Here is a 19,368-nt window from a genome sequence, read left to right on the forward strand (position 1 = left end):
CTGACGCACTCCCTCGGGAAAGTCCCCTACTCTCCAGATTCACACGATCTGGACAACTCGGTGCAGCCTCTTGAAGGGAAGGGACTGCACCGAAGCTGGACTCGTGAAATTCGGCGAATATCAGCGGATCAGAGGGAGCACTTCCTTGAAATGGGGGTCAGCCGCACTGCGCAGCCACTCGAAGGCCACCATTTCCACAGTCACCAGTTCGGCACCGGCTCCAGCCAGTCGATCGAAGGCAGCATCACGGTCGCGCTCCCGGCGGGAACCACAGGCATCCGTGACCACGCAGACATCGAATTCCTCGTCAAGCAGATCCAGAGCCGTCTGGAGCAGGCAGACATGGGTCTCGCACCCCGCCACCAGGATGGTGTTGCGCTCCTGACGGGCCGGCTGCGGCTTTTGCAGGTGCTTGGGAAGACTCCGCGCATTGCCGGCCGGGCGGGCAGGCGCGGGCGGACGCAGCAGGGACAGCAGCTCATCGTCGACACCGCTGAAACTCATCTTGGGAAGGGTACGGCTGCACAGCGCGCGCAGTGCCTCGTCGTTGGAACCGAGGCGGTCGGGATTCTGCTCGGTCGCCCAGACCGGCACCTGCAGCAGCGAGGCGATGTGTGCCAGCGTGGTGGCACGCTGCAGCACGTCGGTGCCCTCATGGATGGCGGGCATGAGCCGGGCCTGGTAATCGATCAGCAGAAGCTGGGATTCGAGTTTCTCGATCAGCATGGTGATATGTCTTTCGCGGGGAGAGAGAAAACAGAGGCAGGGGAAAATGTAACGGCGCCCGTCGAAGCGCAGCACTTCGCGCGGATTCGTACCGGACTGTCACGGGAATGGAAAGGGTTTTCTGACGAAGTTGTCAGCCATTCTTCAGTTTTTAGGGGCTTTTTGAAACAAAAAAGTGAAAGATCACCCCCAGAAAAGGGTAAGCACGTGTTTGAGCGCTCTTACATGTCGTTTACACTCGAACCCCATGAAGAAGTTGATCGCCTTAGTCCTCGCCTGCGTGGCTGTCGCAGCACAGGCAGCGCCACAATCCGATGATCTGGACCGCTTCATCAGCGGACAGAAGATTGTCTCCCAGATTCAGCACGTGGGCCGCAACGTGCGCGACACGGCCACCGATCTCGTCAGCACTGCGATGGGCTTCATCGGCGTGCCGTACCGGTATGGCGGCAATTCCGCCGATACGGGGTTTGACTGCAGCGGCTTTGTGCGCGCCACTTTCGAGAAGACGCTCGGCCGGGTTCTGCCCCGCCGCGCTGTCGACCAGGCCGCAGCCACCCAGACGATCAGCCGCTCCGAGTTGCGCCCGGGTGATCTGGTGTTCTTCAACACCATGCGCAGTGCCTTCAGCCATGTGGGCATCTATGTGGGCGAGGGCAAATTCATTCATGCCCCGCGCACGGGTGCCCAGGTTCGCATCGAGAACATGGACGTACAGTACTGGAACAGCCGCTTCGATGGGGCCCGCAGGGTGCTCGACAGCAACGGCGCTCCCATGCGCATGAGTGCCAAGAGCCTCATGAACAGCCTGAACAGCGGCGAAGAATAAGCGGTTTTCTGCCCCCTTCCCTTCTGCTTTCGGCAGTCCCTTGCGGAGCTTCCGAGGCGAAAGGGTTACAGGCACCTGCCAAGCAAAGGCCCTCTGCATGCAGAGGGCCTTGTGTTTTTCTGTGCACCGGAGCCCCCGAACTGGCCACTGGCATGGTGGCCATGGTTCGGTCCGAGGGTGCTCCGGGCAGATCAGCGGCGTCGCGTGGGCGGCAGGTCGGTGCAGCTGCCTTCGGCAACCTCGGCGGCCATGCCGATGCTTTCCCCCAGCGTGGGATGGGGGTGCACGGTCGCTCCGATATCGACGGCATCGGCTCCCATTTCGATGGCCAGGGCGATCTCTCCGATCATGTCCCCTGCATGGGTTCCGACGATGCCCCCCCCGACGATGCGGTGCGTCTCGGCATCGAACAGCAGCTTGGTGAAGCCTTCGTCACGGCCGTTGGCGATGGCACGTCCAGAGGCTGTCCACGGGAACAGTCCCTTGGTGATGGCAATGCCCTGAGCGCGTGCCTGTTCCTCGGTCAGGCCCACCCAGGCCACCTCGGGATCGGTATAGGCCACGCTGGGGATGACCCGGGCATCCATGACCCGGGTGGCCAGCTCACGCTTGCCCTGCAGCTCGCCCGCAATGACTTCTGCGGCCACATGCCCTTCATGCACGGCCTTGTGCGCCAGCATGGGCTGGCCCACGATGTCGCCGATGGCGAAGATGTGCGACATGTTGGTGCGCAGCTGCTGGTCGACGGGAATGAACCCGCGCTCGCCCACCTGCACTCCGGCCCTGTCGGCGCCGATCTTGTTGCCGTTCGGCGTGCGCCCGACGGCCTGGAGCACGAGGTCGTAGGTCTGGGGCTCCGGAGCATCCTGGCCCTCGAAGGTGACTTCAATGCCGGCGTCCGTCGCACGCGCGGCGACGGTACGGGTCTTGAGCATGATGCGGTCGAAGCGGGGGGCATTCATCTTCTGCCACACCTTGACCAGATCGCGGTCGGCCCCCTGCATGAGTCCGTCCAGCATTTCGACCACATCCAGGCGTGCGCCCAGGGTGCTGTAGACGGTCCCCATTTCAAGACCGATGATGCCGCCCCCCAGAATCAGCATGCGCCGGGGCACTTCACGCAGGGACAGGGCCCCGGTGCTGTCGACAATGCGCGGATCGTCGGGCAGGAAGGGCAAGTGCACCGCCTGGCTGCCGGCCGCGATGATGCAGGTGCGGAAGGCGAGCACGTGCGTGGCACCGGTCTTGTCCTGGCCTGTGCCGGTGGTTTCCTCGACGCGCACATGATGGGCATCGACAAAGCTGCCATAGCCTCGCACGAGGGTCACCTTGCGCATCTTGGCCATGGCCCCGAGTCCGCCCGTGAGCTTGTCCACGACCTTCTGCTTGTGGGCGCGCAGGCCATCGAGCTGCACCTCGGGCTCGCCAAAGGCGATGCCTGCCGTTGCAAGATGGCGTGCCTCGTCCATGACGGCCGTCACATGCAGCAAGGCCTTGGAAGGAATGCAGCCAACATTGAGACAGACTCCTCCCAGGGTGGCATAGCGCTCGACGAGCACCACCCGCAGGCCCAGGTCAGCGGCACGGAAGGCGGCGCTGTATCCACCAGGCCCTCCGCCCAGCACCAGAACGTCGTAGGCGTCTTCACCCGCATCAAGTGCAGGCGCGACGCCGGGCGCGGAAGCGGCGACAGGAGCTGGCGAGGGGGGGGATATGGGCGCCGTCTGCGTCGCCTGACCGGAAGCCAGGGCCGCGGGAGCCTCGGGAGACGGCGCAGCAGCACCGTCTGACTGGGTTTCCAGCACGACCAGGGGCGATCCCTCGCTCACCCGGTCTCCCAGCTGTACCAGCACCTGCCTGACGATGCCTGCTTGGCTGCAGGGGATTTCCATGCTGGCCTTGTCGCTTTCCACCGTGACCAGGCTCTGCTCTTCCTGCACGGCATCGCCGGGCTTGACGAGGAGCTCGATGACGGCCACATCCTTGAAGTCCCCGATATCGGGGACCTTGATCTGCACTTCGCTCATGATGGGCTCCCCTTTCACAGCAGCACGCGGCGGAAGTCCGCCAGAACCTGAGCCAGATAGGCGTTGAAGCGCGCAGCTGAGGCTCCGTCGATGACGCGGTGGTCCGCGCTGAGCGACAGGGGCAGCATGAGGCGCGGCTCGAAGGTGGTCCCGTTCCAGCGTGGCTTCATCTCGCTGCGGCAGACGCCCAGAATGGCCACTTCGGGCGCATTGATGATGGGACTGAAATACGTCCCGCCGATGCCGCCGAGGCTGCTGATGGTGAAGGAGGCACCGGTCATGTCGGCCGGGCCGATCTTGCCGTCGCGTGCCTTCTTGCTGAGTTCGGCCAGCTCGCGGCTGATTTCCAGGATGCCCTTCTGGTCCGCATTCCTGATGACGGGCACGACGAGGCCGTTGGGCGTATCGGCAGCAAAGCCGATGTGGTAGTAGTGCTTGCGGATCAGGCTGTCGCCGTCGAGCGAGGCGTTGAAATCGGGAAACTCCTTGAGGGCAGAGACACAGGCCTTGATGAGGAACGACAGCATGGTGACCTTGATGCCTGCCTGCTGATTCTTCTTTTCGGCATTGAGCTGCACGCGCAGGGCTTCGAGGTCGGTGATATCGGCGTCCTCGCAATAGGTGACGTGCGGAATCATGACCCAGTTGCGGCTCAGGTTGGCTCCGCTGAGTTTCTTGATGCGCGACAGCGGCTGCGATTCGATGGCCCCGAACTTGGTGAAATCCACCTTGGGCCAGGGCAACAGGTCGAGTCCGGCTCCACCACCTGCTGGCGCAGTGGGCGCGGGCGCTGCAGCCTGCTGGGCCTGGGTGCGGGTAGCCCCGGTCATGACAGCCTTGGTAAAGGCCTGCACATCCTCCTGCAGGATGCGCCCCTTGGCGCCGGAACCCCGCACCTCGGCAAGCGGAACTCCCAGCTCGCGGGCGAACTTGCGCACGGTGGGAGAGGCATGCGGCTGCCCCACAGCGCCTGCGGCGGCCACATAGGGTGCCACCGGCACCACGGCCGGCGCCGCCTGGACAGACGGTGCGGGCATCGGGGCCAGTGCCGGCTGCCCGGAAACCACCGCCGGAGCCGCTTCCTGCCCGGACGCCACGGCTGCAGGCGCTGCAGCTCCTGTGGCTCCCTGCAGGGTGAGCACCAGATCCCCCTGGTTGACCCTGTCGCCCAGGGCGACCTTGATGTCCTGCACGATGCCTGCCGCAGAAGAGGGAATCTCCATGCTGGCCTTGTCGCTCTCGACGGTAATGAGACTTTGCTCAGCCTCCACCCGGTCGCCTGGCTTGACCAGCACCTCGATCACCGCAACGTCGTGAAAGTCTCCGATGTCCGGCACCCGCACTTCGATGGGCCCCACCGGCGGCACTGCAGTGGCAACAGCGGCAGCAGCAACGGTCGCCGTGACTGCTGCAGGAACGGCTGCCTGGGGCACCGAAGGTTCGGTGTCCGGCACGGCCGGGGCCGCAGGAGCAGGTGCACCAGATGCAGGAGCAGGAGCAGCCGCCTCTGCTGCCGTTTCGAGCAGCAGGAGGGTGGAGCCTTCGCTCACCTTGTCGCCGAGGCCGACCTTGAGCTCCCGAACGATGCCGGAAGCCGACGACGGGATTTCCATGCTGGCCTTGTCGCTCTCTACCGTGACCAGGCTCTGTTCGGTGCGCACGGTATCACCCGGCTTGACGAGCAGCTCGATGATGGCCACGTCCTTGAAGTCCCCGATGTCGGGGACCTTGACTTCGATGATTGCCATGGGTTGTCTCCTTGTGCTCGCACGTCAGGCGTTGAGCGGATTGATCTTGTCGGCATCGAGACCGTATTTCTCGATGGCCTCCTGCGCCTTGGAAGCAGGCAGCGAGCCTTCGTCCGCCAGCGACTTGAGCGCAGCCACGACGATGTAGTGGCGATCGATCTCGAAGTGACGACGCAGGCGGGAACGGAAATCGCTGCGACCGAAACCATCGGTGCCCAGCACGCGGTAGCCCCGGCCGGCCGGAATGAACGGGCGGATCTGCTCGGCATAGGCCTTGATGTAGTCGGTCGATGCCACCACCGGGCCGATGGTCTGTCCGAGCTGGGACTCGACAAACGACGGACGGCGCTCCTCCAGCGGATGCAGCAGGTTCCAGCGCTCGGTGGCCTGGCCGTCGCGGGCCAGTTCGTTGAAGCTCGGGCAGCTCCACACATCGGCGGCCACGCCCCAGTCCTGAGCCAGCAGCGCCTGGGCGGCAATGCTCTCGCGCAGGATGGAGCCGGAGCCGAGCAGCTGCACCCGCAGCAGCGGCTGCCCCTCGACCCCGTGCCGGCACAGGTACATGCCCTTGATGATCTGCTCCTCGGTTCCGGCCTGCAGGCCGGGCATGGCGTAGTTCTCGTTGAGCAGCGTGAGGTAGAAGAACACGTTGTCCTGTTTCTCGACCATGCGCTTGAGGCCATGGTGCAGGATCACGGCCACCTCATGGGCGAAGGTGGGGTCGTAGGTGACACAGTTGGGAATCGTGCCCGCCAGAATGTGGCTGTGGCCATCCTCATGCTGCAGCCCCTCGCCGTTGAGAGTGGTCCGACCGCTCGTGCCACCGAGCAGGAAGCCGCGCGCCTGCATGTCGCCTGCGGCCCATGCCAGATCGCCCACCCGCTGGAAGCCGAACATCGAGTAGTACACATAGAACGGGATCATGATCCGGTTGCTCGTGCTGTAGCTCGTGGCGGCTGCCATCCAGCTGGCCATGCCGCCGGCCTCGTTGATCCCTTCCTGGAGGATCTGGCCGTTTTCCTGCTCCTTGTAGTACATCACCTGGTCCCGGTCGACCGGCGTGTAGAGCTGGCCCTTGGGGTTGTAGATGCCGATCTGGCGGAACAGCCCTTCCATGCCGAAGGTACGGGCCTCGTCGACCAGAATGGGCACCACACGGGGGCCCATCGCCTTGTCGCGCAGCAGCTGGGTGAGAAAGCGCACATAGGCCTGGGTGGTGCTGATCTCGCGCCCCTCGGCCGTGGGATCGAGCACGGCCTGGAAGGTGTCGAGCGCAGGCACGGTGAAGCTCTCGTCGCTGCGCACGCGGCGATGCGGCAGGTAGCCGCCCAGCGCCTTGCGGTGCGCGTGCAGGTACTGGATCTCGGGTGTGTCGTCAGCGGGCTTGAAGTACGGAATCTTGTGCAGCTCGCCGTCGGGAATCGGTACGTTGAAGCGGTCGCGGATGTACTTCACATCCTCGTCGCTGAGCTTTTTGGTCTGGTGCACGGTGTTCTTGCCCTCGCCGGCCTTGCCCATGCCATAGCCCTTGATGGTCTTGACCAGCAGCACGCTCGGCTGCCCACGGTGGGCATTGGCCGCATGGAAGGCGGCGTACACCTTCTGGGGATCATGGCCGCCGCGGCGCAGATCCCAGATTTCCTCGTCCGTCATGTGCTCCACGAGCCTGGCGGTCTCGGGGTACTTGCCAAAGAAGTGCTTGCGCACATAGGCCCCGTCGTTGGCCTTGAGCGCCTGGTAGTCGCCGTCGAGCGTTTCCATCATCAGCTGGCGCAGCCTGCCTGTGGTGTCGCGGGCGAGCAGCGGATCCCAGTTGCTGCCCCAGATGAGCTTGATCACGTTCCAGCCCGAGCCACGGAATTCGCCTTCGAGCTCCTGGATGATCTTGCCGTTGCCACGCACCGGGCCATCGAGCCGCTGGAGGTTGCAGTTGATGACGAAGATGAGGTTGTCCAGCCCCTCGCGCGCTGCCAGACCGATGGCTCCCAGGCTCTCCGGCTCGTCCATCTCGCCGTCGCCGCAGAAAACCCACACCTTGCGGTTGGCCGTGTCGGCAATGCCGCGTGCATGCAGGTACTTCAGGAACCGTGCCTGGTAGATGGCCATCAGCGGCCCGAGGCCCATGCTGACCGTGGGAAACTGCCAGAAGTCATGCATCAGCTTGGGATGCGGGTAGCTCGACAGACCATGCCCACCCACTTCCTGCCGGAAGTTGTCGAGCTGCTCCTCGGTCAGGCGTCCCTCCAGAAAGGCCCGCGCATAGATGCCCGGTGCGCTGTGCCCCTGAATGTAGATGCAGTCGCCGCCATGGGACTCGCTCTCGGCGTGCCAGAAATGGTTGAAGCCCGCCCCCAGCATGGACGCCAGCGAGGCAAAGGACCCGATATGTCCCCCCAGATCCCCGCCATCTTCAGGATGCAGGCGGTTGGCCCGCACCACCATGGCCATGGCGTTCCAGCGCATGTAGGCACGCAGCCGCTTTTCGATGGCGATATTGCCGGGGCAACGCGCCTCCTGCTCCGGTTCGAGCGTGTTGACGTAGCCGGTCGTGGCGGAGAACGGCATGTCGATGCTGTTCTGGCGCGCGTGTTCGAGCAGCTGTTCGAGCAGGAAATGTGCCCGGTCCTTGCCCTCGTTCTGGATCACGCTTGAGAGCGCATCCATCCACTCGCGGGTTTCCTCGTGATCGACATCGCCCGGCACCTGGCCGGGGTACGGTTGCTGTGCAGAGGACATGTCTTGTCTCCTTGTCTCTGGGTGTCTGGTATGTGGGCGCCCGGCCATGTGGCATAGGCATGTTCCGGGTGCCTGTGCAAGAGTTTGCCAGCGAAGTATCCCATAAGAAAGTCAAATTCCAAATTGCGATTATTGATTTCTTACTGTGAAATAAAATCACAGCACTGCAAGGTACTGGAAAGAAAAATCCTTGAAAATCCAATGCATACACCGTTCCCTCATGTCACATAACTGTCCTGAGACGGGTGTCATCCACCCTTTTTTCCCCTCTCCTGCCCTGTCCATACGGGAATATCCTGATCTGATCCATGCCACGCGTGCCGTGTCGTGGCCTGCCTGCGCACAACCATGTTGAACACCGTCCTGCCCAGCCCCTGGCGCGCCGCCTTCCAGCGGTGGTGGGGCACCCTGCCCGCCCATCGGCAGGACCGCGTCGCCAGCCTGCTGCCACTGCTGGCAGTGGCCATGTTCGCCATGGCTGTCGTGAGCGCCATCGGCTACCTGCGCATGGAGGAATGGCACACCGAGAACCAGACCCTCCAGCGCGACGGCGAATACTCCCGCCAGCGCATCTCGGTGCGCCTGGCCGAACGGCTCGAACTGCTGCAGAAGTTCGGCCATGAGCTGACCCTGCCGGCTGGGGCGCTGATGCACTTCAACCGGAAGGCCGATCTTCTGCTGGCCGACAATCCCGAAATCCGCGATCTCACCTGGCTCGACGCACAGGGACGCGTGGTGGCAAGCCGCGACCTCATGGGCGCCATGGCGAGCCAGCCGCTGCCCGACGGCGAAGGTGCCGCCCCTGCCCTGCATCCCGATCCGGCCCTGCTGGCCCGGGCCGGCAGCGAAAAGCGCGCGCTCTACCAGGTCACGCGTGCGTCGCAGGGCAACGACGCCGTGCTCGGCATGGTGGTGCCGCTGTATGCACACGGCAAACTCTCGGGCTATCTCTATGCCCGCCAGCTGCTGAGTTCGCTGCTGTACTACGCAGTTCCCTCGGACATCTACGCCCGCTACACCGTGGCGCTGGTCAATTCCGCCCGGCAGGTGCTGGCGGGACAGGTGGCCACGCAGCACGCGGCAGCGCCCTCCTCGTGGCCCGTATGGCTGTCGCAGTCCGGCAATGCCTACAGCGCTCCCATTGCACCGCTCGGCGGCGACATTGCCCTGCACCTGCAGTCCTACCGTGCCGATGACCGCATGGTCAACCGTTCCATGCTCCTGGTGCTGCTGGCCATGAGCGTGCTGACCGCCTGGGCGCTGCTCGCCAACTGGCGGCACCTGCGGCGGCGCCAGCGCTCCCAGCATGCCCTGGAACAGGAAACCAGCTTCCGCCGCGCCATGGAGGAATCCATGGTGGTGGGCATGCGCGCGCTGGACATGGAAGGCCGCATCCAGTACGTCAATGCCGCCTTCTGCCACATGACAGGCTGGTCGCCCGAGGAACTCATCGGCGAGGCCCCGCCCTACAGCTTCTGGCACCGGGACGACTACGAGCGCAACACCCGCATCCTGCAGAAGACCCTCGACGCCCAGATTCCCCAGGGCGGCTACGAAATGCGCGCCCTGCGCAAGAACGGCACCACCTTCGACGCCCGCATGTACATGGCGCCTCTCATCGGAGCCGACGGCGTGCAGACCGGGTGGATGTCCTCCATGACCGACATCACCGAGCCCAACCGCATCAAGCGGCAGCTCTCCAGTGCCCACGAACGGTTCGCCCGCGTGCTCAACTCGCTCGACGCCACGGTCTCGGTCGCCCCGCTGGGCGGCAAGGAACTGCTGTTCGCCAACAACGTCTACCGGCAATGGTTCGGAGACGACGGAGCCTCCGGCCATCTCCAGATGCTCACCGAGGCCGCCACCCAGATCCCCGCCCACGTCGAGGCCGATGCCTCCTCTTCGGAAGGACTGCACCCCAGCATGCTGCCCGGCATCTCCAGCAACAACACCGAGGTCTTCATCCCCGAGCTCGACCGCTGGGTGGAAGTGCGCTCGCGCTATCTGGAATGGGTCGATGGCAGCCTGGCCCAGCTCGTCATCGCCACCGACATCACCGCCCGTCGCCACGCAGAGGAACTCAGCCAGCAGCAGGAAGCCCGTGCCCAGGCTGCGAGCCGGCTCATCACCATGGGAGAAATGGCCTCCAGCGTGGCCCACGAGCTCAACCAGCCCCTGACCGCCATCACCAACTACTGCAACGGCATGACCAGCCGCATCCGGGCCGGCACCATGGACGACGACGCCCTGCTCGACGCCCTGGCCAAGACCAGCCGCCAGGCCCAGCGCGCCGGCCAGATCATTCAGCGCATCCGCTCCTTCGTCAAGCGCAGCACCCCCAACTACGCCGAGGCAGGCGTGGCCGGCATGGTCACCGAGGCCGTGGAGCTGGCCGAGATCGAAATGCGCCGCCGCCACGTCCGCCTGCGCTCGCGCATCACCCCCGGCCTGCCGCTGCTGCATGTCGACCGCATCCTCATCGAACAGGTGCTGGTCAACCTCATGAAGAACGCGGCAGAAGCCATCGACACGGCAGGCATGCCCACCGACCGGCGCCTGATCGACCTGGATGTGGGACTGGCCATGCGCGAGCAGAGAACGGTGGTCGAATTCCGCATCACCGACACCGGCAAGGGCCTCTCGCCCGACACCCAGCAACACCTCTTCGAGGCCTTCTTCACCACCAAGACCGAGGGCATGGGCATCGGGCTCAACCTCTGCCGCAGCATCGTGGAATCCCACCATGGCCGGCTGCGCGCGGAGAACCTCTACAATGAAGGCCAGGTGACAGGGTGCTGCTTCAGCTTCTGGCTGCCCGTGCCGGAAACTGGTCATGCCGGGTGATGGCAGGCGGCATCCTCCGTCTTTTTCCTAGTGCTTCTTCCCGAATGGCGTTGCAACGATGAGCTTGATTCCCGACAAAGGCACCCTGTATGTGATCGATGACGACGAGGCCGTGCGCGACTCGCTCCAATGGCTGCTCGAAGGCAAGGGCTACCGGGTGCGCTGCTTCGACTCGGCCGAATCGTTCCTGTCGCGCTACGATCCCCGCGAAGTGGCCTGTGCCTTCGTCGACATCCGCATGGAAGGCATGAGCGGACTGGAACTGCAGGATCGCCTGATCGAACAGAAGTCCCCGCTGCCCATCGTCTTCATCACTGGTCATGGCGACGTCCCCATGGCCGTGGACACCATGAAGAAGGGCGCACTCGACTTCATCCAGAAGCCCTTCCGCGAGGAAGACGTCGAAGTGCTGGCCGAGCGCATGCTGGCCCGGGCCCGCACCGCCTTCGTCGAGCACCAGCAGGCCAGCACGCGCGAAAGCCTCCTCGGCAAGCTCACCAACCGCGAATCCCAGGTGCTCGAACGCATCGTGGCCGGCCGCCTCAACAAGCAGATCGCAGACGACCTCAACATCAGCATCAAGACTGTGGAGGCCCACCGCGCCAACATCATGGAAAAACTCCATGCCAACACCGTGGCCGACCTGCTCAAGGTGGCCCTGGGCTCCGGCACACCCAAGGCGTGACGCCGCAGGCGCTCCACCTTCCGCATTCCCGCTTCCGGCGGGAATGTTTTTTTGAACCATCCCTTCCGCCCATTTCACTCCCATGACCGCCCAACTCATCAACGGCAACGAACTCTCCAAGCAACTGCGCACCGAAGTGGCCCAGCGCACCACGGCCCTGCGCGCGCGCGGAATCACCCCAGGCCTCGCCGTCATCCTGGTGGGAGACAACCCCGCCAGCCAGGTCTATGTGCGCAACAAAGTCAAGGCCTGCGAGGAAGCCGGTCTGCACTCCGTGCTCGAAAAGTACGACGCCTCCATGACCGAAGCCGAACTGCTGGCCCGCGTCGAGGCCCTCAATGCCGATCCGTCCATCCACGGCATCCTCGTGCAGCTGCCTCTGCCGGACCATATCCATGCCCAGCGCGTGATCGAGGCCATCAGCCCCGCCAAGGATGTCGACGGCTTCCACGTGGCCAGCGCAGGCGCCCTCATGACGGGCATGCCCGGCTTCTGGCCCTGCACGCCCTACGGCTGCATGAAGATGCTCGAATCCATCCACTATGATCTGCGCGGCAAGCATGCCGTGGTCATCGGACGCAGCAACATCGTGGGCAAGCCCATGGCACTCATGCTGCTGGCCAAGGACGCCACCGTCACCATCTGCCACAGCCGCACCGCCGACCTCAAGGCACAGACCCTGCAGGCCGACGTGATCGTGGCAGCCGTGGGGCGCCGCAACACCGTCACGGCCGACATGGTCAAGCCCGGTGCCGTGGTGATCGACGTCGGCATGAACCGCAACGATGCCGGCAAGCTCTGCGGCGATGTCGACTTCGATGCCGTCAAGGAGGTGGCCGGCTACATCACCCCCGTGCCGGGCGGTGTCGGCCCCATGACCATCACCATGCTTCTGGTCAACACCCTGGAATCAGCCGAACGCGCCGCCCAGGCCGCAGGCGTCTGAGCCCCATCCGGCCGGCACACAGAAAAGCCACGGGGAACGTCAGGCGGCTCACCGCTTGAAGCCGGGAGTTTTGCCCATAAACTCCCCACATGAACCTCACGACCACTTCCCCCTCCCTCTCGGCCGATCTCGCGTCCAATCCGCTGCTGCAGGACAGCGCGCTGCCCCTGTTCGACCGCATCCGCCCCGAGCATGTCGGCCCTGCCATTCAGTACCTGCTGCAGGCCTGTGAACAGGCCCTTGCCCAGGTCACTGCACCCGACTTTCCGGCCGACTGGCACCAGCTGGCCCTGGTGCTCGACGTGGCCACCGAACGGCTGGGCCGTGCCTGGGGGGCAGTGGGACACCTCAAGAGCGTATGCGACACGCCGGAGCTGCGTGAAGCCTACAACGCCATGCTTCCGGCGGTCTCCGACTTCTTCACCCGCCTCGGGGCAGATGAACAGCTCTACGCCAAGTACAAGGCCATTGATCCGTCGGGACTCGACTCTGACCAGCGGCAGGCCCTGCACAATGCCCTGCGGGACTTCAGGCTCGGCGGCGCCGAGCTCCAGGGGGATGCCCGCGAGCGCTACGCCGCCATCCAGGACCGCCTGGCTGCCCTGACCCAGAAATTCAGCGAAAACGCGCTCGACGCCACCGACGTCTGGTCCCTCTACGTCGAGGAATCCGACCTGGCAGGCGTGCCGGCCGATGTGGTGGCAGCCGCCCGTGCAGCTGCGCAGGCCGATGCGCATGCAGGCTACAAGCTCACGCTCAAGCTGCCGTGCTATCTGCCCGTCATGCAATTTGCCCAGAGCAGCTCCCTGCGTGAAACGCTCTACCGCGCCTATACCACCCGCGCAAGCGAACAGGCACAAGGAGATGGCCGCCGCTTCGACAACAGTGCCGTCATTGCCGAAATCCTGGCCCTGCGCGACGAAGAGGCCCACCTCCTCGGCTACCCCAACTACGCAGCCATGTCGCTCGTGCCCAAAATGGCGGAAAGCCCCGAGCAGGTCATCGCCTTCCTGCGCGACCTGGCCGCCAGGGCACGCCCCTTTGCCCAACAGGACATGGCCGATCTGCGTGCCTATGCTCAGGAGCATCTCGGCCTGCAGGATCCGCAGCCCTGGGACTGGACCTATGTGGGCGAAAAACTCAAGGAAGCCCGCTACGCCTTCAGCGAGCAGGAGGTGAAACAGTATTTCCCGGCACCGCGTGTGCTCGCCGGTCTGTTCCGCATCGTCGAACAGCTCTTCGACGTCCAGGTGCTGCCCGACCAGGCCCCCGTGTGGAACGAAGGGGTCACGTTCTACCGCCTCGAACGCCAGGGCCAGCTGGTCGGCCAGTTCTATCTCGATCCTGCTGCACGCAAGGGCAAGCGCGGTGGCGCCTGGATGGACGACGTGCGTGCCCGCTGGCTGCGCCCGGACACCGGCACCCTCCAGACTCCCGTGGCCCAGCTCGTGTGCAACTTCGCCAGTGGCGTGGACGGCAAGCCTGCCCTGCTCACCCACGACGATGTCATTACCCTCTTCCACGAAACCGGACACGGACTCCACCACATGCTCACCCGGATCAACGAGCACGATGTCTCCGGCATCAGTGGCGTGGAATGGGATGCCGTGGAGCTTCCGAGCCAGTTCATGGAAAACTTCTGCTGGGAATGGAAGGTGCTCGAAGGCATGACGGCGCATGTCGACACTGGCGCGCCCCTGCCACGCACCCTGTACGAACGCATGCTCGCTGCACGCAACTTCCAGAGCGGCCTGCAGACCGTGCGCCAGATCGAGTTTGCCCTGTTCGACATGCTGCTGCACAGCCAGCCGGTCCCTCCCTCGGACATCATGCCCCTGCTGGAGGAAGTGCGCCGTGAAGTGGCCGTGATCCAGCCCCCTGCCTACAACCGCATGGCACACACCTTCAGCCATATCTTTGCCGGAGGCTATGCGGCCGGCTACTACAGCTACAAGTGGGCCGAGGTGCTGAGCGCCGATGCCTATGCCGCCTTCGAGGAAACGGCCGCCGCCGACGGCAGCGCAGACCCGCAGACCGCCCTGCGCTATCGCCAGGAAATCCTGGAACGCGGTGGCAGCAGACCCGCACTCGAATCGTTCGTGGCCTTCCGTGGCCGCAAGCCTACGGTCGATGCCCTGCTGCGGCACAGCGGCATGGCAACCTCATCGGCCCAATGACCCATGCGGGAGGCCTCGGGCCCGCGCCTTTCCTGACGCCCCAAGGACAAGGCGCATCCCCTGCTGCCCCCTGCAGTCGGGAGTGACAGGCAGCAGCAGGGCTGCCTGCCTGCGTGGTGATGCCGGCAGCTTGCTGCGACAGCGGAGGCCTTGGGCTTACTTGAGCCGGAACTCGGCTGCACGGGCGTGGGACTGCAGTCCTTCCCCGTGGGCAAGCACACTGGCGATGCGTCCCAGCGTCTGAGCTCCGGCTTCGCTCACCTCGATCAGGCTGCTGCGCTTCTGGAAGTCATACACGCCGAGCGGCGAGGAAAACCGGGCCGTCCCGCTTGTGGGCAGCACATGGTTGGGGCCTGCGCAGTAATCCCCCAGGCTTTCGCTCGTATAGGCCCCCAGGAAGATGGCACCCGCGTGCCGCAAGAGCGGCTCCCAGCGGTGCGGCTCGCGGCTGCTCACCTCCAGGTGCTCGGGCGCGATGCGGTTGCTGATGTCGCAGGCTTCTTCCATGCTGCGGGTATGAATCAGGGCACCGCGTCCTTCCAAACTCTTGGCGATGATGGCGGCGCGGGGCATTTCGGGCAGCATGCGCTCCATGGCCTCGGCCACAGCGTCGATATAAGCAGCATCGGGACACAGCAGGATGCTCTGCGCCAGCTCGTCGTGCTCGGCCTGACTGAACAGATCCATGGCGACCCATTCGGCGGGCGTGCTGCCATCGGCCAGTACGAGGATCTCGCTGGGCCCCGCAATCATGTCGATACCGACCGTGCCGAACACACGGCGCTTGGCGCTGGCCACATAGGCATTGCCGGGCCCGGTGATCTTGTCGACCTTGGGAATGGTGGCCGTGCCGTAAGCCAGCGCTCCCACAGCCTGTGCACCGCCCACCGTGAAGGCGCGTGTGACACCGGCCACATGGGCTGCCGCCAGCACGAGCGGATTACGCTCGCCCCGGGGCGTGGGCACCACCATGAGAATTTCGGGCACCCCGGCCACATGGGCCGGAATCGCGTTCATGAGCACACTGCTCGGATAGGCGGCCTTGCCGCCGGGGACGTAGATGCCCACCCGATCCAGTGGAGTGACCTTCTGTCCCAGCAGGGTGCCGTCCGCGTCGCGGTAGGTCCAGCTTTCACCGCTGGCCTTCTTCTGTGCCTCGTGGTAGCTGTGCACGCGCCGGGCCGCTGCCTGCAGAGCGTCGCGCTGATCGGTGGGCAGTCCTTCGAAGGCCACCCGAAGGGTATCGGCTCCGAGTTCGAGCTCGGCCATGGACTGCACACCCAGACCGTCGAAGCGCTGGGTATAGTCCATCACCGCCGCGTCACCCCGCGTCTGCACATCCGCCAGGATGTCCGCCACGCGCTGCTCGATCTCGGCGTTGGTATCCGCACTCCAGTGCAGCCGCGCCTGAAAGGCGGCATCGAAATCTGCCTGTGCAGTAGACAGGCGCAGGGGACGGGCGTGCAGGGTCATCTTGGTATACCTTCGGGGCAGATGCGAAATGAAGACACGGCCCTCCCCCACCGCCTTTTCTTCAGAAAGGCTGCGGGGGACGAGACCGCAGGCAGAAAACCGGCAGCAGGATCAGGCTGCTTCCTTCTGATGCTGAACCGCCTGTGCAAAGGTGTCAATCAGGCGGCGGATGGGCTGCTGCTTGAGCTTGAGCGCAGCCTGGTTGACCACCAGGTGGGAGCTGATCGGCATGACATGCTCCACTTCCACCAGGTTGTTGGCGCGCAGGGTGTTGCCGGTCGAAACCAGATCGACGATCGCATCGGCCAGTCCCGTGAGCGGAGCCAGCTCCATGCTGCCGTAGAGCTTGATGATGTCCACATGCACCCCCTTGCCGGCAAAGAAGTCACGGGCGATGTTGACATACTTGGTGGCCACGCGCAGGCGGGCGCCCTGCTTGACCTTGCTGGCATAGTCGAACCCGGCAGGCACGGCCACACTCATGCGGCACTTGGCGATGCGGAGATCCAGCGGCTGGTACAGTCCCGTCTCGCCCCACTCGGCACAGTGCTCGATCAGGGTGTCGCGTCCCACCACACCCATGTCCGCCCCGCCGTACTGGACATACGTCGGCACGTCGGTGGCGCGCACCATCACCACCCGCATGTCGGGCTGGTTGGTGGGCAGAATGAGCTTGCGGGACTTCTCGGGGTCTTCCAGCACCTCGATGCCGGCTGCTGCCAGAAAGGGCAGCGTTTCCTCGAAGATGCGACCTTTGGAAAGGGCTAGGGTAATCATTCGGATACTCGTTCAATGTCAGCCCCGAGCGCGCGGAGCTTGACTTCCATCTGGTCATAGCCGCGGTCGAGGTGGTAAATGCGATCGATGGTCGTCTGGCCTTCGGCCACCAGGCCGGCAATCACCAGGCCGGCAGAGGCACGCAGGTCGGTGGCCATGACAGTGGCACCGGAGAGCTTGCCCACGCCTTCGACCATGGCGTTCTTGCCGTCGATCTGGATGTTGGCACCCAGGCGAGCCAGCTCGCTGACGTGCATGAACCGGTTCTCGAAAATGGTTTCGGTCACCATGCTGCTGCCCTGGCTCACGGCATCGAGTGCCATGAACTGGGCCTGCATGTCGGTGGGAAATCCGGGGTACTCGGTGGTGCGGAAGCTCTGGGCCTTCAGATGCTGCCAGGCCGGGCCGGACGACTGCACGCGCAGGCCCTCCGGCACTTCGGTGATGTCCACTCCGGCGTCGCGCAGCTTGTCGATGACGGCATCGAGGTGGTCACGCCGTCCGTGCCGCAGCACCACGTCGCCCCCCGTGGCGGCCACCGCGCACAGGAAGGTGCCGCACTCGATGCGATCCGCCACCACCGCATGCTCGCAGCCGTGCAGCCGCTCCACGCCCTCGATGACGATGCGACGGGTGCCGTGCCCCTGGATGCGCGCCCCCATGCGGATGAGCATGTCGGCCAGGTCGGTGATCTCGGGCTCCTGTGCCGCGTTCTCCAGCACGGTGGTGCCCTCGGCGAGCGATGCCGCCATCAGGAAATTCTCGGTGCCGGTGACCGTGATCATGTCGGTGGTGATGCGCGCGCCGCGCAGGCGGGACTGTCCCTCCGGCAGTCGGGCCACCATGTAGCCCTGCTCCACATCGATGATGGCCCCCATGGCCTGCAGCCCCTTGATGTGCTGCTCGACGGGACGCGCACCGATGGCGCAGCCTCCGGGCAACGACACCCGTGCCCTGCCGCAGCGGGCAAGCAGCGGCCCCAGGGCCAGCACGGAAGCCCGCATGGTCTTGACCAGCTCGTAGGGGGCTTCGGGATGGATGGGATCGGGAGCATGAAAACTCATGCCGCCGCGTTCGCCATGCGTCTCGATGGTCATGCCCATGTTTTCAAGCAGGCGCCGCATGGTCGCGACATCGCGCAGGCGGGGCACGTTCGTGAGCTTGACGGGCTCATCGGTCAGCAGGGTGGCGCACATCTCGGGCAGGGCGGCATTCTTGGCCCCGGAAATGTCGATGGCGCCATGCAGGGAGCGGCCGCCCCGGATCAGGAGTTTGTCCATACGCGTCGTTTCCTTTGTTGGTTCTACTAGTCTTGGAGCTGTGCCCACTCCGTGGGAGTGTAGGTCTTCATGGACAGGGCATGGACCTCGTCGGTGTGCATACGTGCACCGAGGGTGGCATACACCTGCTGGTGGCGGGCCACGGCACGCCTGCCCTCGAAGGCAGGCGACACGATGGTCGCAAACCAGTGCCGGCCATCCCCTTCCAGGGTGATGTGGTCACACGGCAGTCCGGCGGAGATGAGTTGTCGCAGTTCGTCAGCAGTCATGGTGCGAGAGGAAAAAGAAGGAGATGCGATGTGCGTCCACCATCGGAGAACAGCGCACGGGGCGGCACACGCACGCCCCGGCGCGTCAGCCGCGCAGCTTGTATCCCGTGCGCAGCAGATGCATGCACAGAGCCGACAGCAGAAGCAGCGTGGTTCCCGACACGCCCAGACTCCACCAGGGCGACACGTCGCTCACCCCGAAGAAGCCGTAGCGGAAGCCATCGATCATGTAGAAGAAGGGATTGAAGTGGCTCAGTACCTGCCAGATGCCCGGCAGCGAATGGATCGAGTAGAACACCCCTGCCAGGAAGGTCATGGGCATCACCACGAAGTTCTGGAACATGGCCATCTGGTCGAACTTGTCCGACCACAGTCCGGCGAGCAGTCCCAGGGTTCCCATGAGCCCATTGCCGATCAGGGCAAACACCGCGATCCAGAGCAGCGAGGCGGCCTGGGCAGGCGCATACAGCAGAGTGACCAGATACACCCCGATGCCCACAAGAAGCCCCCGGGCCATGGCAGCCCCCACATAGGCCACGAACCAGTTGCCCGCCGACAGCGGCGTGAGCAGGATGAAGACGAGGTTGCCCATGATCTTGCTCTGCACCAGGCTGGAAGCGCTGTTGGCGAAGGCATTCTGGAGCATGCTCATCATGACCAGGCCGGGCACGAGGAAGGCGATGTAGCTCACGCCCGGGTACACCTGCACCCGGTTGCTGAGCACCTGCCCAAAGATGAGCAGATAGAGCACGGCCGTCAGCACGGGCGCAGCGATGGTCTGGAAGGCGACGCGCCAGAAGCGCAGGACTTCCTTGTAGAGCAGCATCTTCCAGCCGTCGGTGGCGGCCGGA

At 64.6% G+C, this 19,368-nt stretch carries 14 protein-coding genes; 5 read left to right on the top strand and 9 right to left on the bottom strand.

Going from position 1 to position 19,368, the window contains the following annotated elements:
• Positions 1–120: 120 nt before the first annotated feature.
• Positions 121–726, bottom strand: a complete 606-nt coding sequence (locus ACP2WS_RS03940) for an isochorismatase family protein (protein ID WP_426459624.1) — start codon at positions 724–726, stop codon at positions 121–123.
• A 247-nt stretch (positions 727–973) separates the two neighbouring features.
• On the opposite strand from ACP2WS_RS03940, the gene ACP2WS_RS03945 reads away from it, so the two are divergent.
• Positions 974–1,555 carry a C40 family peptidase gene (locus ACP2WS_RS03945; protein WP_374493064.1) on the top strand — a complete coding sequence of 194 codons (582 nt, stop codon included), beginning with the start codon at positions 974–976 and terminating at the stop codon, positions 1,553–1,555.
• A 191-nt stretch (positions 1,556–1,746) separates the two neighbouring features.
• On the opposite strand, the gene lpdA is transcribed toward ACP2WS_RS03945, so the two are convergent.
• The 3 genes from lpdA to aceE are packed head-to-tail and all read right to left on the bottom strand — an operon-like array spanning position 1,747 to position 8,066.
• Positions 1,747–3,582 (bottom strand): dihydrolipoyl dehydrogenase, encoded by a 1,836-nt coding sequence (gene lpdA / locus ACP2WS_RS03950; protein ID WP_426459625.1) that lies wholly within the window; start codon positions 3,580–3,582, stop codon positions 1,747–1,749.
• A gap of 14 nt (positions 3,583–3,596) precedes the next feature.
• A complete protein-coding gene (gene aceF / locus ACP2WS_RS03955; RefSeq protein WP_426459626.1) occupies positions 3,597–5,330 on the bottom strand; it encodes a dihydrolipoyllysine-residue acetyltransferase in 1,734 nt (577 codons plus the stop codon).
• Positions 5,331–5,354: 24 nt separating this feature from the next.
• Complete coding sequence (gene aceE / locus ACP2WS_RS03960) at positions 5,355–8,066, bottom strand: pyruvate dehydrogenase (acetyl-transferring), homodimeric type (protein WP_426459628.1); 2,712 nt, start codon at positions 8,064–8,066, stop codon at positions 5,355–5,357.
• A gap of 348 nt (positions 8,067–8,414) precedes the next feature.
• Here aceE and ACP2WS_RS03965 point away from each other — a divergent pair, with 348 nt between their 5' ends.
• From ACP2WS_RS03965 to ACP2WS_RS03980, 4 genes are all read left to right on the top strand, one after another.
• Positions 8,415–10,910 carry a PAS domain S-box protein gene (locus ACP2WS_RS03965; protein ID WP_426459629.1) on the top strand — a complete coding sequence of 832 codons (2,496 nt, stop codon included), beginning with the start codon at positions 8,415–8,417 and terminating at the stop codon, positions 10,908–10,910.
• Positions 10,911–10,968: 58 nt separating this feature from the next.
• Positions 10,969–11,595 (top strand): response regulator transcription factor, encoded by a 627-nt coding sequence (locus ACP2WS_RS03970; protein WP_374493073.1) that lies wholly within the window; start codon positions 10,969–10,971, stop codon positions 11,593–11,595.
• A gap of 82 nt (positions 11,596–11,677) precedes the next feature.
• Positions 11,678–12,541 carry a bifunctional methylenetetrahydrofolate dehydrogenase/methenyltetrahydrofolate cyclohydrolase FolD gene (gene folD, locus ACP2WS_RS03975; RefSeq protein ID WP_426459630.1) on the top strand — a complete coding sequence of 288 codons (864 nt, stop codon included), beginning with the start codon at positions 11,678–11,680 and terminating at the stop codon, positions 12,539–12,541.
• Between the two features lie 89 nt (positions 12,542–12,630).
• Positions 12,631–14,718: a M3 family metallopeptidase gene (locus ACP2WS_RS03980; protein WP_426459631.1), complete on the top strand. Its 2,088-nt coding sequence runs from the start codon at positions 12,631–12,633 to the stop codon at positions 14,716–14,718.
• 156 nt (positions 14,719–14,874) lie between these two features.
• Here ACP2WS_RS03980 and hisD read toward each other — a convergent pair whose 3' ends face one another.
• The 5 genes from hisD to ACP2WS_RS04005 form a co-directional block, all read right to left on the bottom strand.
• Positions 14,875–16,191, bottom strand: coding sequence for a histidinol dehydrogenase (hisD, locus tag ACP2WS_RS03985; RefSeq protein ID WP_426459632.1), 1,317 nt, complete (start codon positions 16,189–16,191; stop codon positions 14,875–14,877).
• Positions 16,192–16,302: 111 nt separating this feature from the next.
• The gene (gene hisG / locus ACP2WS_RS03990) at positions 16,303–16,968 is read right to left on the bottom strand and encodes an ATP phosphoribosyltransferase (RefSeq protein ID WP_374493081.1); all 666 of its coding nucleotides are present in this window, start codon (positions 16,966–16,968) and stop codon (positions 16,303–16,305) included.
• The gene (gene murA / locus ACP2WS_RS03995; RefSeq protein ID WP_426459633.1) at positions 16,965–18,248 is read right to left on the bottom strand and encodes a UDP-N-acetylglucosamine 1-carboxyvinyltransferase; all 1,284 of its coding nucleotides are present in this window, start codon (positions 18,246–18,248) and stop codon (positions 16,965–16,967) included. Before murA ends, hisG begins: the two co-directional genes overlap by 4 nt.
• A 26-nt stretch (positions 18,249–18,274) precedes the next feature.
• Positions 18,275–18,517, bottom strand: coding sequence for a BolA family protein (locus ACP2WS_RS04000; RefSeq protein ID WP_374493085.1), 243 nt, complete (start codon positions 18,515–18,517; stop codon positions 18,275–18,277).
• Positions 18,518–18,602: 85 nt separating this feature from the next.
• Positions 18,603–19,343, bottom strand: coding sequence for an ABC transporter permease (locus ACP2WS_RS04005; RefSeq protein ID WP_374493185.1), 741 nt, complete (start codon positions 19,341–19,343; stop codon positions 18,603–18,605).
• Positions 19,344–19,368: the final 25 nt, after the last annotated feature.

This window comes from Brachymonas moutaii (nom. illeg.) (assembly GCF_049977365.1).
GTDB lineage: Bacteria > Pseudomonadota > Gammaproteobacteria > Burkholderiales > Burkholderiaceae_C > Brachymonas.

What these genes read in the sequence shown, in the direction of transcription:
- ACP2WS_RS03940 (WP_426459624.1), bottom strand. Translation starts at nt 726, where the DNA reads ATGCTGATCGAGAAACTCGAATCCCAGCTTCTGCTGATCGATTACCAG.
- ACP2WS_RS03945 (WP_374493064.1), top strand. Translation starts at nt 974, where the DNA reads ATGAAGAAGTTGATCGCCTTAGTCCTCGCCTGCGTGGCTGTCGCAGCA.
- lpdA (WP_426459625.1), bottom strand. Translation starts at nt 3,582, where the DNA reads ATGAGCGAAGTGCAGATCAAGGTCCCCGATATCGGGGACTTCAAGGAT.
- aceF (WP_426459626.1), bottom strand. Translation starts at nt 5,330, where the DNA reads ATGGCAATCATCGAAGTCAAGGTCCCCGACATCGGGGACTTCAAGGAC.
- aceE (WP_426459628.1), bottom strand. Translation starts at nt 8,066, where the DNA reads ATGTCCTCTGCACAGCAACCGTACCCCGGCCAGGTGCCGGGCGATGTC.
- ACP2WS_RS03965 (WP_426459629.1), top strand. Translation starts at nt 8,415, where the DNA reads ATGTTGAACACCGTCCTGCCCAGCCCCTGGCGCGCCGCCTTCCAGCGG.
- ACP2WS_RS03970 (WP_374493073.1), top strand. Translation starts at nt 10,969, where the DNA reads ATGAGCTTGATTCCCGACAAAGGCACCCTGTATGTGATCGATGACGAC.
- folD (WP_426459630.1), top strand. Translation starts at nt 11,678, where the DNA reads ATGACCGCCCAACTCATCAACGGCAACGAACTCTCCAAGCAACTGCGC.
- ACP2WS_RS03980 (WP_426459631.1), top strand. Translation starts at nt 12,631, where the DNA reads ATGAACCTCACGACCACTTCCCCCTCCCTCTCGGCCGATCTCGCGTCC.
- hisD (WP_426459632.1), bottom strand. Translation starts at nt 16,191, where the DNA reads ATGACCCTGCACGCCCGTCCCCTGCGCCTGTCTACTGCACAGGCAGAT.
- hisG (WP_374493081.1), bottom strand. Translation starts at nt 16,968, where the DNA reads ATGATTACCCTAGCCCTTTCCAAAGGTCGCATCTTCGAGGAAACGCTG.
- murA (WP_426459633.1), bottom strand. Translation starts at nt 18,248, where the DNA reads ATGGACAAACTCCTGATCCGGGGCGGCCGCTCCCTGCATGGCGCCATC.
- ACP2WS_RS04000 (WP_374493085.1), bottom strand. Translation starts at nt 18,517, where the DNA reads ATGACTGCTGACGAACTGCGACAACTCATCTCCGCCGGACTGCCGTGT.
- ACP2WS_RS04005 (WP_374493185.1), bottom strand. Translation starts at nt 19,343, where the DNA reads ATGCTGCTCTACAAGGAAGTCCTGCGCTTCTGGCGCGTCGCCTTCCAG.